Annotated in this window: 13 protein-coding genes; 12 read left to right on the top strand and 1 reads right to left on the bottom strand. The window is 57.6% G+C overall.

Annotated elements, in window-relative coordinates; all coding sequences use genetic code 11:
• Positions 1 to 87 precede the first annotated feature (87 nt).
• The 7 genes from aroA to lpxK all read left to right on the top strand — a co-directional run bounded on the left by aroA (position 88) and on the right by lpxK (position 9,837).
• A complete protein-coding gene (gene aroA, locus ACUTQY_RS08360; RefSeq protein WP_046686772.1) occupies positions 88 to 1,374 on the top strand; it encodes a 3-phosphoshikimate 1-carboxyvinyltransferase in 1,287 nt (428 codons plus the stop codon).
• A gap of 258 nt (positions 1,375 to 1,632) precedes the next feature.
• A complete protein-coding gene (cmk, locus tag ACUTQY_RS08355) occupies positions 1,633 to 2,322 on the top strand; it encodes a (d)CMP kinase (RefSeq protein ID WP_342188331.1) in 690 nt (229 codons plus the stop codon).
• Positions 2,323 to 2,506: 184 nt separating this feature from the next.
• Positions 2,507 to 4,180, top strand: coding sequence for a 30S ribosomal protein S1 (rpsA, locus tag ACUTQY_RS08350; RefSeq protein ID WP_004928267.1), 1,674 nt, complete (start codon positions 2,507 to 2,509; stop codon positions 4,178 to 4,180).
• A gap of 62 nt (positions 4,181 to 4,242) precedes the next feature.
• On the top strand, positions 4,243 to 4,527 hold the full coding sequence (gene ihfB, locus ACUTQY_RS08345) for an integration host factor subunit beta (protein WP_004928264.1): 285 nt from the start codon (positions 4,243 to 4,245) through the stop codon (positions 4,525 to 4,527).
• 269 nt (positions 4,528 to 4,796) lie between these two features.
• Positions 4,797 to 7,073 (top strand): ComEC family protein, encoded by a 2,277-nt coding sequence (locus ACUTQY_RS08340; protein WP_084710285.1) that lies wholly within the window; start codon positions 4,797 to 4,799, stop codon positions 7,071 to 7,073.
• A 35-nt stretch (positions 7,074 to 7,108) separates the two neighbouring features.
• The gene (gene msbA, locus ACUTQY_RS08335) at positions 7,109 to 8,857 is read left to right on the top strand and encodes a lipid A ABC transporter ATP-binding protein/permease MsbA (RefSeq protein WP_033642563.1); all 1,749 of its coding nucleotides are present in this window, start codon (positions 7,109 to 7,111) and stop codon (positions 8,855 to 8,857) included.
• Positions 8,857 to 9,837 (top strand): tetraacyldisaccharide 4'-kinase, encoded by a 981-nt coding sequence (gene lpxK, locus ACUTQY_RS08330; RefSeq protein ID WP_046686774.1) that lies wholly within the window; start codon positions 8,857 to 8,859, stop codon positions 9,835 to 9,837. Before msbA ends, lpxK begins: the two co-directional genes overlap by 1 nt.
• Before the next feature lie 2 nt (positions 9,838 to 9,839).
• Here lpxK and hglS read toward each other — a convergent pair whose 3' ends face one another.
• Positions 9,840 to 11,246, bottom strand: coding sequence for a 2-oxoadipate dioxygenase/decarboxylase HglS (gene hglS / locus ACUTQY_RS08325; RefSeq protein ID WP_046686775.1), 1,407 nt, complete (start codon positions 11,244 to 11,246; stop codon positions 9,840 to 9,842).
• 525 nt (positions 11,247 to 11,771) lie between these two features.
• On the opposite strand from hglS, the gene cspE reads away from it, so the two are divergent.
• The 5 genes from cspE to kdsB all read left to right on the top strand — a co-directional run bounded on the left by cspE (position 11,772) and on the right by kdsB (position 14,991).
• Positions 11,772 to 11,981, top strand: coding sequence for a transcription antiterminator/RNA stability regulator CspE (gene cspE, locus ACUTQY_RS08320; protein WP_004928244.1), 210 nt, complete (start codon positions 11,772 to 11,774; stop codon positions 11,979 to 11,981).
• Positions 11,982 to 12,203: 222 nt separating this feature from the next.
• A complete protein-coding gene (locus ACUTQY_RS08315) occupies positions 12,204 to 12,425 on the top strand; it encodes a cold-shock protein (protein ID WP_004928241.1) in 222 nt (73 codons plus the stop codon).
• A gap of 113 nt (positions 12,426 to 12,538) precedes the next feature.
• Positions 12,539 to 13,765, top strand: a complete 1,227-nt coding sequence (locus ACUTQY_RS08310; RefSeq protein ID WP_046686776.1) for a winged helix-turn-helix domain-containing protein — start codon at positions 12,539 to 12,541, stop codon at positions 13,763 to 13,765.
• 297 nt (positions 13,766 to 14,062) lie between these two features.
• The gene (locus ACUTQY_RS08305; protein ID WP_004928237.1) at positions 14,063 to 14,245 is read left to right on the top strand and encodes a Trm112 family protein; all 183 of its coding nucleotides are present in this window, start codon (positions 14,063 to 14,065) and stop codon (positions 14,243 to 14,245) included.
• Entirely contained in the window at positions 14,242 to 14,991 is a 750-nt protein-coding gene (gene kdsB / locus ACUTQY_RS08300) for a 3-deoxy-manno-octulosonate cytidylyltransferase (RefSeq protein WP_046686777.1), read from the top strand. The genes ACUTQY_RS08305 and kdsB overlap by 4 nt, the downstream gene beginning before the upstream one ends.
• Positions 14,992 to 15,098: the final 107 nt, after the last annotated feature.

Genomic DNA, 15,098 nt, shown 5'->3' with positions numbered 1-15,098 from the left:
GACCAGGCTGTTGTCCTTTTGCATTAAAGCGGCTCCGGCATTATTCCGGAGCCGTTTCGTTTATCAGAATTGGAGAGTTTTGTTCACATGGTGGATTCCCTGACTTTACAACCGGTCGCCCTGGTCAATGGCACCGTCAACTTACCCGGCTCCAAGAGCGTTTCTAACCGCGCTCTGCTGCTGGCGGCGCTGGCGGAGGGAACGACCCGGCTGACCAACTTGCTGGACAGCGACGATGTGCGTCATATGCTGAATGCGCTGCAGGCGTTGGGCGTGAACTACCGGCTTTCCGCCGACCGCACCGTGTGTGAAGTCACCGGCGTGGCTGGGCCGCTGGTGGCCGACCAGCCGCTGGAACTGTTCCTCGGCAACGCCGGCACCGCGATGCGCCCACTGGCGGCGGCGCTGTGCCTCGGCGAAGGCGACGTGGTGCTGACCGGCGAACCGCGTATGAAAGAACGTCCGATCGGCCATTTGGTGGACGCGTTGCGCCAGGGCGGGGCGCAGATTGATTACCTCGAACAGACCGATTATCCGCCGATTCGCCTGCGTGGCGGCTTCCAGGGCGGCGACGTCACCGTTGACGGCAGCGTCTCCAGCCAGTTCCTGACCGCGTTGCTGATGACCGCGCCGCTGGCGCCGCAGGATACGCAAATCCACATCAAAGGCGAGCTGGTTTCCAAGCCGTACATCGACATCACGTTGCACCTGATGCGCACCTTCGGCGTATCGGTGAGCCACGACAATTACCGGGTGTTCCATATTCAGGGGCGCCAGACGTATATCGCGCCGGGCGACTATCTGGTTGAAGGCGACGCTTCTTCCGCGTCCTACTTCCTGGCGGCGGCGGCGATCAAAGGCGGCACCGTGCGCGTGACCGGCATCGGCCGCAAAAGCGTGCAGGGTGACACCAAATTCGCCGATGTGCTGGAGAAGATGGGGGCGCGCATCACCTGGGGCGACGATTTTATCGAGTGCAGCCGCGGTGAACTGCGCGGCATAGATATGGACATGAACCACATTCCGGATGCGGCGATGACCATTGCCACCGCGGCGCTGTTCGCCGAGGGGCCGACTACCATCCGCAATATCTACAACTGGCGGGTGAAGGAAACTGACCGTCTGGCGGCGATGGCCACCGAGCTGCGTAAAGTGGGGGCGGAAGTGGACGAGGGCGAAGACTACATTCACGTCGTGCCGCCGGCCAAACTGCAGTTCGCCGAGATCGGCACCTACAACGATCACCGCATGGCGATGTGCTTTTCGCTGGTGGCGTTGTCGGATACCCCGGTCACGATCCTCGATCCGAAGTGCACCGCGAAAACCTTCCCGGACTATTTCGAACAGCTGGCGCGCATCAGCCAGCCGGCGTAACCGTCAGATCATTTCTTTTAAGGCCCCTTTGCGGGCCTTTATCGTTTTTAACCCCCGGCGACCGGCGTTTCTTCTATACTTTTTCGCGGTTGTGCGCTTATTTTCAACAACCGGACAGTTCCAGGGTAACAGATCGCCGTAGGGCAGCGTATAATACGCCACCGTATTTGCCCCTGATTGGGCAGGTGACAGAGCGCCCGGGCTTCGAGTCGAAGCGCGCCGTGTCTCTGTGAGGTTTTCTACCTGAAGGAGAGAGAAATGACGGCTACAGCCCCGGTGATAACCGTTGATGGACCAAGTGGCGCAGGCAAAGGCACGCTGTGTAAAGCGTTGGCCGAGTCCCTTGGTTGGCGTTTGCTGGATTCCGGCGCGATCTATCGCGTGCTGGCGCTGGCGGCGTTGCATCATCAGGTGGATATCACTTCTGAGGAAGCGCTGGTTCCGCTGGCCGCACATCTCGATGTTCGCTTCGTTGCCCAGGACGGCAAGCTGCAAGTGGTTTTGGAAGGTGAGGACGTCAGCAATGAGATCCGCACCGAAACCGTCGGCAACACCGCGTCGCAAGCGGCGGCGTTTCCGCGCGTGCGCGAGGCGCTGCTGCGCCGCCAGCGCGCGTTTCGCGAGGCCCCCGGCCTGATTGCCGATGGCCGCGACATGGGCACGGTGGTGTTCCCGGACGCGCCGGTCAAGATTTTCCTCGACGCCAGCTCGGAGGAGCGCGCGCACCGCCGCATGCTGCAGTTGCAGGAAAAGGGCTTTAATGTTAACTTTGAACGTCTTTTAGCCGAGATAAAGGAACGGGACGACCGTGACCGTAATCGGCCTATCGCGCCTCTGGTGCCCGCTTCTGACGCCCTCGTGCTGGATTCTACCAGCATGTCGATTGAAGAAGTGATCCGGCAGGCGTTGACGTATGCACAGAAAGTGTTGGCGTTGCCGCAGCAATAAGCGCGGCGGCGCTATTGGCTTTTTGTCATATTTGTCATAGCGGTATCGCAATATATCGGGTAAAATTTTACCCCTGTAACCTTAAACCCTGTCGGCATGGAGCCAATGGCGGGGTATGTGAAACAACCCCATTCGGCGGGACGCTAAATGGACGTTAAACTAAAGAACCCTGAAGATTAACAACATGACTGAATCTTTCGCTCAACTCTTTGAAGAATCCTTAAAAGAAATCGAAACCCGCCCGGGTTCCATCGTTCGTGGCGTCGTTGTTGCTATCGACAAAGATATCGTACTGGTTGACGCCGGTCTGAAATCTGAGTCTGCCATCCCGGCTGAGCAATTCAAAAACGCCCAGGGCGAGCTGGAAATCCAGGTTGGTGACGAAGTTGACGTTGCTCTGGATGCTGTTGAAGACGGCTTCGGTGAAACCCTGCTGTCCCGTGAGAAAGCTAAGCGTCACGAAGCTTGGATCACGCTGGAAAAAGCCTACGAAGAAGCTGAGACTGTAACCGGTGTTATCAACGGCAAAGTGAAGGGTGGCTTCACCGTCGAGCTGAACGGCATCCGCGCGTTCCTGCCAGGTTCCCTGGTTGACGTGCGTCCGGTACGTGACACTCTGCACCTGGAAGGCAAAGAGCTTGAGTTCAAAGTCATCAAGCTGGATCAGAAGCGCAACAACGTTGTCGTTTCTCGCCGTGCGGTTATCGAATCCGAGAACAGCGCTGAGCGCGATCAACTGCTGGAAAACCTGCAGGAAGGCATGGAAGTTAAAGGTATCGTTAAGAACCTCACTGACTACGGTGCATTCGTTGATCTGGGCGGCGTAGACGGCCTGCTGCACATCACTGACATGGCTTGGAAACGCGTTAAGCATCCAAGCGAAATCGTCAACGTTGGCGATGAAATCACTGTTAAAGTGCTGAAGTTCGACCGCGAGCGTACTCGTGTATCCCTGGGCCTGAAACAGCTGGGCGAAGATCCATGGGTTGCTATCGCGAAACGTTACCCAGAAGGCACCAAGCTGACTGGCCGTGTAACCAACCTGACTGATTACGGCTGCTTCGTAGAAATCGAAGAAGGCGTTGAAGGTCTGGTACACGTTTCTGAAATGGATTGGACCAACAAAAACATCCATCCGTCCAAAGTTGTTAACGTGGGCGACGTAGTGGAAGTGATGGTTCTGGACATCGATGAAGAACGTCGTCGTATCTCCCTGGGCCTGAAGCAGTGCAAATCCAACCCATGGCAGCAGTTCGCAGAGACCCACAACAAGGGCGACCGCGTTGAAGGTAAAATCAAGTCTATCACTGACTTCGGTATCTTCATCGGCCTGGACGGCGGCATCGACGGCCTGGTTCACCTGTCTGACATCTCCTGGAACGTTGCAGGCGAAGAAGCAGTACGTGAATACAAGAAAGGCGACGAAATCGCTGCGGTTGTTCTGCAAGTTGACGCAGAGCGCGAGCGTATCTCCCTGGGCGTGAAGCAACTGGCTGAAGACCCGTTCAATAACTACCTGTCTATGAACAAGAAAGGTGCTATTGTTACTGGTAAAGTCACTGCAGTTGACGCCAAAGGTGCTACAGTTGAATTGGCAGGCGGCGTAGAAGGTTACCTGCGTGCATCTGAAGCCTCTCGCGACCGCATTGAAGATGCAACTCTGGTTCTGAACGTAGGTGACGAAGTTGAAGCTAAATTCACCGGCGTTGACCGTAAGAACCGCGTTGTAAGCCTGTCCGTACGTGCTAAGGACGAAGCTGACGAGAAAGACGCCATCGCAACTGTTAACAACAAACAGGAAGAAGGCAACTTCTCTAACGCAATGGCTGAAGCTTTCAAAGCGGCTAAAGGCGAGTAATGACGGGGGGCGGTCTCTGACCGCCCCGATACGGTAGTTTAGCTGCAAAGCTTGGAGGTACTATGACCAAGTCTGAACTTATTGAAAGACTTGCTGGCCAGCAATCTCATATTCCGGCGAAGGCCGTTGAGGATGCAGTGAAAGAGATGCTTGAGCACATGGCCGCTACGCTGGCTGAGGGCGAACGCATTGAGATCCGCGGATTCGGCAGTTTTTCTCTTCACTACCGTGCCCCGCGTGTAGGTCGCAACCCGAAAACCGGTGACAAAGTTGAGCTGGACGGCAAGTACGTTCCTCACTTCAAACCAGGCAAAGAGTTGCGTGACCGCGCCAATATCTATGGCTAGTCGCTGACTGCTCATAGCGTTGTTGCTTGAAAAGAATATAAAACGGTGCCTGTAAGGCGCCGTTTTTTTTGCCTGCAATTCTCCGCGATACGCTCGCGAGTTGCGTATTGCGCCGCATTGACGATGTGGCTCCTGCATAGATCTCTCTTATCCTGCCATGTTCAGCGCATCTTCGTTAAAGCCCGCTGGCGGCGACGTGTCGCCTGAATGATCCTGCTTGCTTGCCGTGACGCGTCTTTGCTCATGGCTGAGCCGATGGGAGAAAAGCGATCAAAATTTCGCTGGATCTGGCGATATTCGCCGTTATCTGCGGCATCCTGCCGCTGTTGGTTTTACCGCAGTTGCCTGAGCAATGGCTGCTGTGGCCGCTTTTGCTTGTTGTCTGTTTACTGCTGCGCACGCGCAGGCCATTCTGCCGTTATTTGGCCTGCCTGGGGTTGGGGTTCGCCTGGGCGGTTTTCAATGCCGGAAGCCTGATCGGGCAAATGGAGCGTTTGAGCCGCGGGCCGGAAGTGACGGCGGTGGTGCAGGTAAGCAGCATCGCGTTGAATCCGGCCGCCAGCAAGCAGACGCTAATGCGTATCGAGCGGATCGATGGCCATTGGCTGGCGCCTGCATTGATGTTTACCACGCTATGGGCCCCGGAACAGCAGCGGCTGTGCGCCGGGCAGCGTTGGCAATTGAAACTGCGCTTGCGGCCGGTGCACGGCAAGCTCAATGAAGGGGGCTTCGACAGCCAACGCTGGGCGATCGCACAGCGCCAGCCGTTGACGGGCCTGGTCAGGCAGGCCCGTTTGCTGGATGGCGGTTGTAGCCTGCGTCAGCGCATAATCAGCCATGCGGAAACCAACATCGGTGAGCTGCGTTACAAGGCGGTATTGTTGGCGCTGGCGTTTGGGGAGCGAACCGCGCTGGAACAGCCTTTACGCACGCTGATGCTGAAAACCGGCATTGCGCATTTAATGGCCATTTCAGGGCTTCATGTGGCGATGGTCGCCATTTTGTTCTGGGCTGCGCTGCGGGCGCTGCAGTTTTTTCTGCCCTCCCATCTGATTGGCTATCGTTTTCCTCTGGTCGCGGGCTGGGTGGCGACGCTGATCTATGTCTGGTTGGTGGGCGCCCAGCCGCCGGCGGTGCGTACCGTGTTGGCCATGACATTGTGGATGTTGCTGCGCCTGCGCGGCGTTCATTGTTCTTCCTGGCAGGTGTGGCTATGGTGTATCGGGCTGATTTTGCTGTGCGATCCGCTGGCGGTATTGTCAGACAGTTTCTGGCTATCGGTGCTGGCGGTAGGTTGCCTGATTTTTTGGTTTGAATGGGCGCCGCTCGGTGAGCGATTCCGGTCGGCCTGGTATTTGGCGCCGGTGCGCTGGCTGCATATTCAGCTCGGCATGACGCTGCTGCTGGTGCCGATGCAGGCCGCGCTGTTTCTGGGCCTGACGCTCACCTCGCTGCCGGCCAATCTCTGGGCGGTACCTATAGTCTCCTTAGTGACGGTGCCGTTAATTTTGCTGGCGGTGATGGTCGGTTTCTTCCCCTCGTTAAGCTACGGGTTATGGTGGTTGGCGGACTTCACGCTGCAGTGGGTATTTGTACCGCTGAATTACCTGCAGCGTGGTTGGATTGATTTGGGGGCGGCTTCGCTGTTGGCCAGCGTGGCGGGGTGGCTCATCGTCTTCTGTTGGCGTTTTCATTGGTGGTGGCGTTATGCGTCGGGGCTGGCGACGATAGCGATATGCTGCGTGCTGTGGCGGGAAAAAGAACCGGCTTACCGCTGGCGAGTCGATATGCTTGATGTCGGGCACGGTTTGGCGGTGGTCATTGAGCAAAACGGCAAGGGAGTACTGTATGATACCGGCGATCGTTGGCCGGGTGGCAGCGCCGCCGAGCGCCATATTTTGCCGATGCTAAACTGGCGGGGTATTGAACTGGAACAGATCATTATCAGCCATGACCATCTCGATCATACCGGTGGGCTGCCTGCAGTGCGGCGGGTGTTTCCACAGGCTACGGTGCGCAGCCCGATGCGCGGGGAGGGGCACTTGCCCTGCGTCGCCGGTGCGCGCTGGCGCTGGCAGGGGTTGCAATTCGAGGTGCTGTGGCCGCCGAAAACGCGTAAAAAGCCGGGCAATGACGACTCTTGCGTGATCCGTATCGACGACGGGAAACACAGCCTGCTGCTGACCGGCGACGCGGAAAAAAAGGCGGAGGCGCAGCTGCTCCGATTGCGGCGCGATCGCTTGGCGGCGACGGTGTTGCAGGTGGGGCATCATGGCAGCAAAACCTCTTCCACGCCGCCGTTTCTGCGCGCGGTCAATCCTCAGGCGGCATTGGCGTCAGCATCTCGTTACAACAAATGGCGTTTGCCGGCGCGTAAAGTGGTCGCCAGATACCGGGCAAATGGCATTATATGGCGCGATACGACGCGCTCCGGCCAGTTATCGGTACTTTTTTTCGACAACGATTGGCAAATTAAGGGCTTTCGCGAACAATTAATGCCCCGTTGGTACCATCAGCGGTTTGGCGTAGAGGGTGATAATGAGTAAAATAGGCCGCTATTTCTTCCGATGCTGGTATTTGCATGATGAATGATAAAGATCTCTCGACCTGGCAGACATTCCGTCGACTCTGGCCGATGATCACTCCTTTTAAGACCGGGCTGATTGTAGCCGCCATTGCGTTGATTATGAACGCAGCGGGGGACACGCTGATGCTGTCTCTGCTTAAACCGCTATTGGACGATGGGTTTGGAAAAACCGACAGCAGCGTGCTGGTGTGGATGCCGTTGGCCGTCATCGCGCTGATGTTGATGCGCGGCGTAACCAGCTTTGTTTCAAGCTACTGCATTTCCTGGGTTTCCGGCATGGTGGTGATGCAGATGCGCCGCCGCCTGTTTGGCCACATGATGAGAATGCCGGTGGCCTTCTTCGATCAACAGTCCACCGGGACCCTGTTGTCGCGCATTACCTATGATTCCGAACAGGTGGCTTCCTCCTCTTCCAGCGCGCTGGTGACCGTGGTGCGCGAAGGGGCTTCGATCATTGGCCTGTTCATCATGATGTTCTATTACAGCTGGCAGTTGTCGGTGATCCTGATCGTGCTGGCGCCGATCGTCTCCATTGCCATTCGCCTGGTGTCCAAGCGTTTCCGCAACATCAGCAAGAACATGCAGAACACGATGGGGCAGGTGACCACCAGCGCCGAACAGATGCTGAAAGGCCATAAAGAAGTGCTGATCTTCGGCGGCCAGCAGGTGGAAACCGAGCGCTTTAATTCGGTCAGCAACCGCATGCGTCAGCAAGGCATGAAGCTGGTTTCCGCGTCTTCGATTTCCGATCCGATCATTCAGCTGATCGCTTCGCTGGCGCTGGCGTTCGTGCTGTTTGCCGCCAGCTTCCCAAGCGTGATGGAAACCCTGACCGCCGGTACCATTACCGTGGTGTTCTCGTCGATGATTGCGCTGATGCGTCCGCTGAAGTCGCTGACCAACGTCAATGCCCAGTTCCAACGCGGGATGGCGGCGTGCCAGACGCTGTTCTCCATTTTGGATATGGAACAGGAAAAAGATACCGGCACCCGCGAAGTGAAGCGCGCGAAAGGCGATATCGAATTCCGCAATGTCACCTTCTACTACCCGTCCAAGGAAACGCCGGCGCTGCGTGATATCAACCTGAACATCGCCGAAGGCAAGACCGTAGCGCTGGTGGGCCGTTCCGGTTCGGGGAAATCGACCATCGCCAACCTGTTGACGCGTTTCTATGATATCCAGGAAGGCGAAATTCTGATGGATGGCCACGATCTGCGCGAATACACCCTGGCCTCACTGCGTAATCAGGTGGCCCTGGTTTCGCAAAACGTGCACCTGTTCAACGACACCATCGCCAACAATATTGCCTATGCGCGTGAGAGCGAATACAGCCGCGAGCAGATCGAAAAAGCGGCCGAAATGGCGTACGCGATGGACTTCATCAACAAGATGGAAAACGGCCTGGATACGGTGATCGGTGAAAACGGCGTCATGCTGTCCGGCGGCCAACGCCAGCGCATCGCCATCGCGCGCGCGCTGCTGCGTGACTGCCCGATCCTGATCCTGGATGAGGCGACCTCTGCGCTGGATACCGAGTCCGAGCGGGCCATTCAGGCCGCGCTGGACGAACTGCAGAAAGACCGAACTTCACTGGTGATCGCGCACCGTCTGTCGACCATTGAAAAGGCGGACGAGATCCTGGTGGTGGAAGACGGCCGCATCGTCGAACGCGGTGAGCACGCCGAGTTGCTTGAGCGGCAGGGCGCCTATGCGCAGCTGCACCGCATGCAGTTTGGTCAATAATGATTGAGCGCATCTGGTCCGGCGGTTCGCTGCTTTATCTGGCGCTATTGCCGCTCTCGTGGCTGTATGGCCTGTTCAGTTGGCTGATCCGCCTCAGTTACCGCTGCGGCCTGCGTAAAAGTTGGCGTTCGCCGGTGCCGGTCGTGGTGGTGGGTAATCTCACCGCCGGCGGCAACGGCAAAACGCCGATGGTGATCTGGCTGGTGGAGCACCTGCAGCAACGGGGCTACCGTGTTGGGGTGGTGTCGCGCGGCTACGGCGGCAAGTCGGCGGTCTATCCTCTGGTGCTGGGTCAGAATACGTCGACCCGCGAGGCGGGTGATGAGCCGGTGCTGATTTATCAGCGTACCGGGGCACCCGTGGCGATCGCGCCCAAGCGCACCGAGGCGGTGCAGGCTCTGCTGCAACAACAGCCGCTGGATGTGATCATCACCGACGACGGCTTGCAGCACTATGCTTTACAGCGTGACTTCGAGCTGGTGGTCATCGACGGTGTGCGTCGGTTCGGTAACGGCTGGTGGTTGCCGGCCGGGCCGATGCGCGAGCGCGCTGCGCGGCTTGGCAGTGTCGATGCGCGCGTCGCCAATGGCGGCGTGGCGCAGGCCGGGGAAATTGCCATGCGTCTGCAGGCGCGTGATGCGGTGAACCTGCTGAGCGGTGAACGTCGCCCGGTGGCCGAGCTGCCGCGCGTGGTGGCGATGGCGGGTATCGGCCATCCGCCGCGTTTCTTCGCGACGTTGGAAAAGTTGAACGTCGAAGTCGTGCAGGAAGTGGCGTTTGCCGATCATCAGGAATATCAGCAGGCGCAGCTGGCGGCGTTGGTTAATGCAGATCAAACGCTGTTGATGACGGAGAAGGACGCGGTGAAGTGTCGCGCCTTTGCCCAGCCCAATTGGTGGTATCTACCGGTTGATGCGGTGCTACCGTCCGCTCAGGCTGAGCAACTGCTGCAGGATATCGAGTCCCTGCTGTCTAAGTAATCTCAGGATGCCAGCGTGACAAGCCCCAAGGCTTGCGCGCAGGCTTCCAGCGAGCGCTGCTGGGTTTGCTGATACAGCGCCAGCTCGTCGATCACCTCACTGCCCAATGCTTGTTCAAACGCTGCCCGGCTTGACGCCGCATTGTACTGTGCATGGCGGCTGTCCCCCAGATTCGATTGGAAAATCCCCGCCGCGCTGACCGGCAGAAAATCTTCATATACCAGTGGCTGGAAGCGAACGTGTTCTTTATCGATCAGTTGCTCCAGGGTGCTGTGCTTATCCAGTGATTCTTTGGCCGCCAGGCCGCATTCGGTCGGGAAATAGCGGAACCAGGCCAGCTGTTGCTCGCGCAGCGTGGCGTAATCATCCGGAAACGCCCGGAAGTTTTCTTCCAGCAGCTGATAATAGCGTTCGGCATTTTTCTCGCTCGGCGGCGCCTGCAGCGCATCGTTGGTGGCCTTCAGCAGACGGTCGTAGAGTTCTCTTCCTTTAGTCGTCAGCGCCACACCGCGCTGTTCGATCTCGCCGAAGCGCGCGGTATGATGGCCGGCGACGACGCGGCCGTCATGCTCGACGAAATCGACGCGTTCTTCCAACGCCTTGAAGCTGGTCTGGCGCAGCAGGATCGCGCGACGGCGACGCGGCGGGCCCTCGATGACCGCCTTGGGCGTAATGCCGCGGGCGGGCATCGCCTGCTGAACGCGATCGATATCCAGCGTGCGCGGTGTCAGATGATTGATATGCGGCCCTTTAAACGCCACCACGTCGGCGATCAGGCGATGCTGATCGTGCAACTGCCGGTATTCTTCGGCGCTGACCGTCGCCTGGTTGTGCCAGCGGAAGGTTTCCAGCGCTTGTTCGACAAATTCTTGCGCCTGCACCTCATTCAGCCCGCCTTGCGCTTCCTGCAGCGCGATCAGTTCCAACGCGCGATCGGTAAAGATGCGGCGGCGCGCCAGCAAGCGCTCAGCCAGCTCACGCAGCGCGGGATCTTCTATCAGCTCCAGGCGCAGCAGGGAGGTAAACACGCGGAACGGACTGATTTGCAGGGCGTCTTCGTGTACGGCGCGAAAGGCGGTCGAGTGCACGGGAACGCCCGCCACCGACAGATCATAGTAACCGACCGGCGCCATGCCCATCACCCGGAACAGACGGCGCAGGGTGGCCAGTTCGTCCGCCGTGCCGACCCGGATCGCGCCGTGGCGCTCCATCGCAAGGCGTTCGATCTCGCCGGTGATTTGCAGTTGATGAGCCAGTGCGGCATCTTCGCGCAGAACCTGTCGGTTGGTTTCCGCCACCAGTTCCAGCAGATCGCCGTACAGCGGTACCTCCTTTTGGTACATGTCCGACATCGCGTGAGAGAATCTGGCGCGGATTTCATTAGGTGAAACGAACTGCTGGGCGGTCATGCGCATAGCTCCTTGATTCAGCATAATCTGAAAAATAGTGTTTTTAGCGGCAAAAGTGCTGGCGAAAAAGCCGTCTGCCTTGTTTTCCCCTCAAGTTTAGCCATCTGATTTGGGATTTGTTATAGACGTGGCAAGCATATTAGAGTTTTATGCGTTAGCTCTCATTTGCAGCGCACGGACGGACAAATGATGCCCCGGTGAGGAGGGGAATGCGATGGTTCGGCCGCGGCGAGCGTTAAATTAAGTCATGCATATTCAGAGGGATAAAAATAAATTCGGCGTATTTATGAATTTAATGCAATAAACCCCTTGTGCATTCACCATTTTTATGAGTAAATGCAAGTCGGCCTGTAATCCAGACCTATTTATGTTCGAGTTTAGAGTTAAGCAGTTCCTCCAAAAACGTTATCATCCGATTCCGCTTCAAAGACGAACCTTCTAAGTACCTCCCATAAGTAATGTTTCTGAAATGGCCGCAATTGCCTCTTATGGCAGATTTTGTAAATATATTTAAAGGTAAAAGTAATGTCTAAGAAGACGGGTCAAGTTAAGTGGTTCAACGAAAGCAAAGGTTTTGGTTTCATTGAGCAGCACGATGGCGGCAAAGATGTATTCGTACACTTCTCCGCAATCATGACCGACGGTTTCAAGACCCTGGCTGAAGGCCAGCGCGTCGAGTACACCATCCAGGACAGCCCGCGCGGGCCGGCTGCCGCCAACGTAGTTGCTCTGTAAGAAGACAGGGAACGCGTATAAAGAGATCTTAATACAACCATGGTGACGCTCAGCGCTGAGTCATGCGGAAGATATTAAGTTCAACAAGCCCGCCTTAGTGCGGGTTTTTTAATTTTTTGCTCACGAGAGGTTTGTTACGAAAAACTTTAGGATGGGCTGGTAGCGTCCAGACAATATAAAAAATGACGTTGTCAAGGATGCTCAAGTAAAAGGATATAAGTTATGTTTAAAAATACTGTGTTAAAAATGGGCCGTGTGAAATGGTTTAATCAGGCCGAAGGCTATGGTTTTATTTCACCGGTAGATGGCAGCGACGAAATCTATGTCAATCGCAACGCTATCGCCAACACCAAAAATAAGTCGTTGAACGAAGGTCAGAACGTTGAGTTCTCGATCTATCGCAGCTCGCATGGGCTGTCCGCGGCAGACGTTATCGCGTTCTGATCGCATCCTCCTTCCTCGCCAGTGCCGGTGTCGCCACCCGCAAGCACTGGCGAAGATAAATCCCGCGATATCCACTATTATCAGGCCATTGCCTACTCGCCACGGATATCAGGATGACCACCCCGACCATTTCCCTTACCGCCGCTCGCGCGCTGCACCTTGCCGCCCAGGGGCTGCTTTCTCCGCTTAAACGCCAGGCTCGGCCCGATGACGTCGTGAATGCGATCCAGCGCATGGGGTTGTTACAAATCGATACCATTAGCGTCGTTGCTCGCAGCCCGTATCTGGTGCTGTTCAGCCGTTTGGGAGCCTATCAGCCGGAGTGGCTTGAACAGGCGCTCGCCGGCCGCAAGCTGTTCGAGTATTGGGCGCACGAGGCCTGTTTCCTGCCGATCGAAGATTTTGGTCTGCTGCGCCACCGCATGCTGGCGCCGCATGATATGGGCTGGAAATACTCCGCCGACTGGGTGCAGCAGCACCAGGCCGCGATGGACAGCTTGCTGCGGCACATCGAACAACAGGGGCCGGTGCGCTCCGCGGATTTCAGCGCCGAGAAGAAGGGCAACAGCGGGTGGTGGGACTGGAAACCGGAGAAACGGCATCTGGAGATCCTGTTTACCGCCGGCAAACTGATGGTGGCCGAACGTCGCAACTTCCACCGGGTTTACGATCTGACCGAAAGGCTGCTGCCGGCCTGGGACGATGCGCGGCATGCGCTGCCCGTGGAACAGGCGCGCCGGCAGATGCTGTGCCGCACCTGCCGCTATCTGGGCATTTTCCGCGCCGAGTGGTTGGCGGACTACTATCGGCTGAAGCGCGTGGCGCCAAAAGCCTTGCTGGCAGCGCTGCAGGAGCAGGGCGAGATTATGCCGGTGCGGGTCGAGGGGCTGGAAGGGCCGTTTTATGTGCATGAATCACTGGCGGAACTGCTGCCGCTGGCGGAGCAGGGCAAACTCAAATCGGCGGTCACCAGCCTGTTGTCGCCTTTTGATCCGGTGGTGTGGGATCGTCGTCGGGCGCTGGAGCTGTTCAACTTTGACTATCGGCTGGAGTGTTACACGCCGAAAGAAAAACGCCGCTACGGTTACTTCACGTTGCCGGTGCTGCATCGGGGCGATCTGGTAGGGCGGATTGACGCCAAGGCTCACCGACGCCAGGGCATCTTCGAGATCATCAGTTTCCATGCGGAGCCGCAGGTGCGCTTCGGTAAACAGCGAACGCAGGATATCCGGCAAGCCATCGCGCGCACGGCTCATTGGCACGGCGCGCAACGCGTTGCGCTGGGCGACATTCCGGCGGCGTTGGCCGCTGAATGGGGAGCTGGCTGGGAAGTGGGATAACGAGCGACGCCGTCGGTGGGGTAAAACGAAGTTAAGCGCCGCTCGTTACAAAGGGGGCTCAGTGGCTGAAGTTAGCGAACAGAGCGATGATTTTATGCAGACGTTTGATCACGTATTACGGTCTTTTTTGTGATTTTAATCACAAAATTCTACGCCGTGTGGCGCCGCAGTTCAAGCCATTGCGCGGGCGCCATGAGGAAATATCGGCGGCTTGGCGCCGCCGATGATTAACCTGAGGCCGGGCGTTATGCTATCCTCACAGCCTTCCCAGATGACCTATCCCCTTGCGGAGGATGCATGGACCACCGTTTACTCGAAATCGTTGCCTGCCCGGTATGCAACGGCAAACTCTATTTCAATAAAGAAAACCAGGAGCTGGTGTGCAAAGCGGACGGGTTGGCTTACCCGCTGCGCGACGGCATTCCTGTGCTGTTGGAAAATGAAGCGCGTGCGCTGTCGCTGGACGAGAAGCACGCATGAGTTTTATCGCTATTATTCCCGCCCGCTACGCCTCAACCCGTTTGCCGGGCAAACCGCTGGCCGATATTCACGGCAAGCCGATGGTGGTGCACGTGATGGAACGCGCCCGTGAGTCCGGCGCCAGCCGCGTCATCGTGGCGACCGATCACCCTGAAGTTGCCAAAGCGGTAGAAGCCGCCGGCGGCGAAGTGTGCATGACCAGCCCGGATCACCATTCCGGCACTGAGCGTTTGGCGGAAGTGATCGCGCACTACGGCTTTGCCGACGACCAGATCATCGTTAACGTGCAGGGCGATGAGCCGCTGATCCCACCCGTTATCGTGCAGCAGGTGGCGGAAAACCTGGCGGGCAGCCAGGCCGGCATGGCGACGTTGGCGGTGCCGATCGACAGCGCCGAAGAGGCATTCAACCCCAATGCGGTGAAGGTCGTGATGGACGCGCAGGGTTACGCGCTCTACTTCTCGCGCGCCACCATTCCCTGGGATCGCGAGCGTTTCGCCGCGTCGAAGGAGAGCATCGGCGATAGCCTGCTGCGCCACATCGGCATCTATGCGTACCGCGCCGGTTTCGTGCGCCGCTACGTCAGCTGGGCGCCGAGCCAGTTGGAGCAGATCGAGCTGTTGGAACAGCTGCGCGTGCTGTGGTACGGTGAAAAAATCCACGTGGCGGTCGCGAAAGCGGTCCCGAGCGTGGGGGTCGATACGCCGGAAGATCTCCAGCGCGTGCGCGACAGCATTCAACCCTGAGCCTGATTTCGTCGGCGCGGCGCGCAACGCGCCGACGATGCAATACCTCCCATTATTGATCCCCGTTTTGTTGATCTGCGTTGAAGAATTTTTCCGCTCACCGTTCG

The sequence above is a fragment of the Serratia sp. TSA_130.1 genome (genome assembly GCF_052691795.1).
Note: the sequence above shows the minus strand (reverse complement) of the source record. Positions and strands in the feature narration are given on the sequence as shown.

What these genes read in the sequence shown, in the direction of transcription:
- aroA (WP_046686772.1), top strand. Translation starts at nt 88, where the DNA reads ATGGTGGATTCCCTGACTTTACAACCGGTCGCCCTGGTCAATGGCACC.
- cmk (WP_342188331.1), top strand. Translation starts at nt 1,633, where the DNA reads ATGACGGCTACAGCCCCGGTGATAACCGTTGATGGACCAAGTGGCGCA.
- rpsA (WP_004928267.1), top strand. Translation starts at nt 2,507, where the DNA reads ATGACTGAATCTTTCGCTCAACTCTTTGAAGAATCCTTAAAAGAAATC.
- ihfB (WP_004928264.1), top strand. Translation starts at nt 4,243, where the DNA reads ATGACCAAGTCTGAACTTATTGAAAGACTTGCTGGCCAGCAATCTCAT.
- msbA (WP_033642563.1), top strand. Translation starts at nt 7,109, where the DNA reads ATGATGAATGATAAAGATCTCTCGACCTGGCAGACATTCCGTCGACTC.
- lpxK (WP_046686774.1), top strand. Translation starts at nt 8,857, where the DNA reads ATGATTGAGCGCATCTGGTCCGGCGGTTCGCTGCTTTATCTGGCGCTA.
- hglS (WP_046686775.1), bottom strand. Translation starts at nt 11,246, where the DNA reads ATGACCGCCCAGCAGTTCGTTTCACCTAATGAAATCCGCGCCAGATTC.
- cspE (WP_004928244.1), top strand. Translation starts at nt 11,772, where the DNA reads ATGTCTAAGAAGACGGGTCAAGTTAAGTGGTTCAACGAAAGCAAAGGT.
- ACUTQY_RS08315 (WP_004928241.1), top strand. Translation starts at nt 12,204, where the DNA reads ATGTTTAAAAATACTGTGTTAAAAATGGGCCGTGTGAAATGGTTTAAT.
- ACUTQY_RS08310 (WP_046686776.1), top strand. Translation starts at nt 12,539, where the DNA reads ATGACCACCCCGACCATTTCCCTTACCGCCGCTCGCGCGCTGCACCTT.
- ACUTQY_RS08305 (WP_004928237.1), top strand. Translation starts at nt 14,063, where the DNA reads ATGGACCACCGTTTACTCGAAATCGTTGCCTGCCCGGTATGCAACGGC.
- kdsB (WP_046686777.1), top strand. Translation starts at nt 14,242, where the DNA reads ATGAGTTTTATCGCTATTATTCCCGCCCGCTACGCCTCAACCCGTTTG.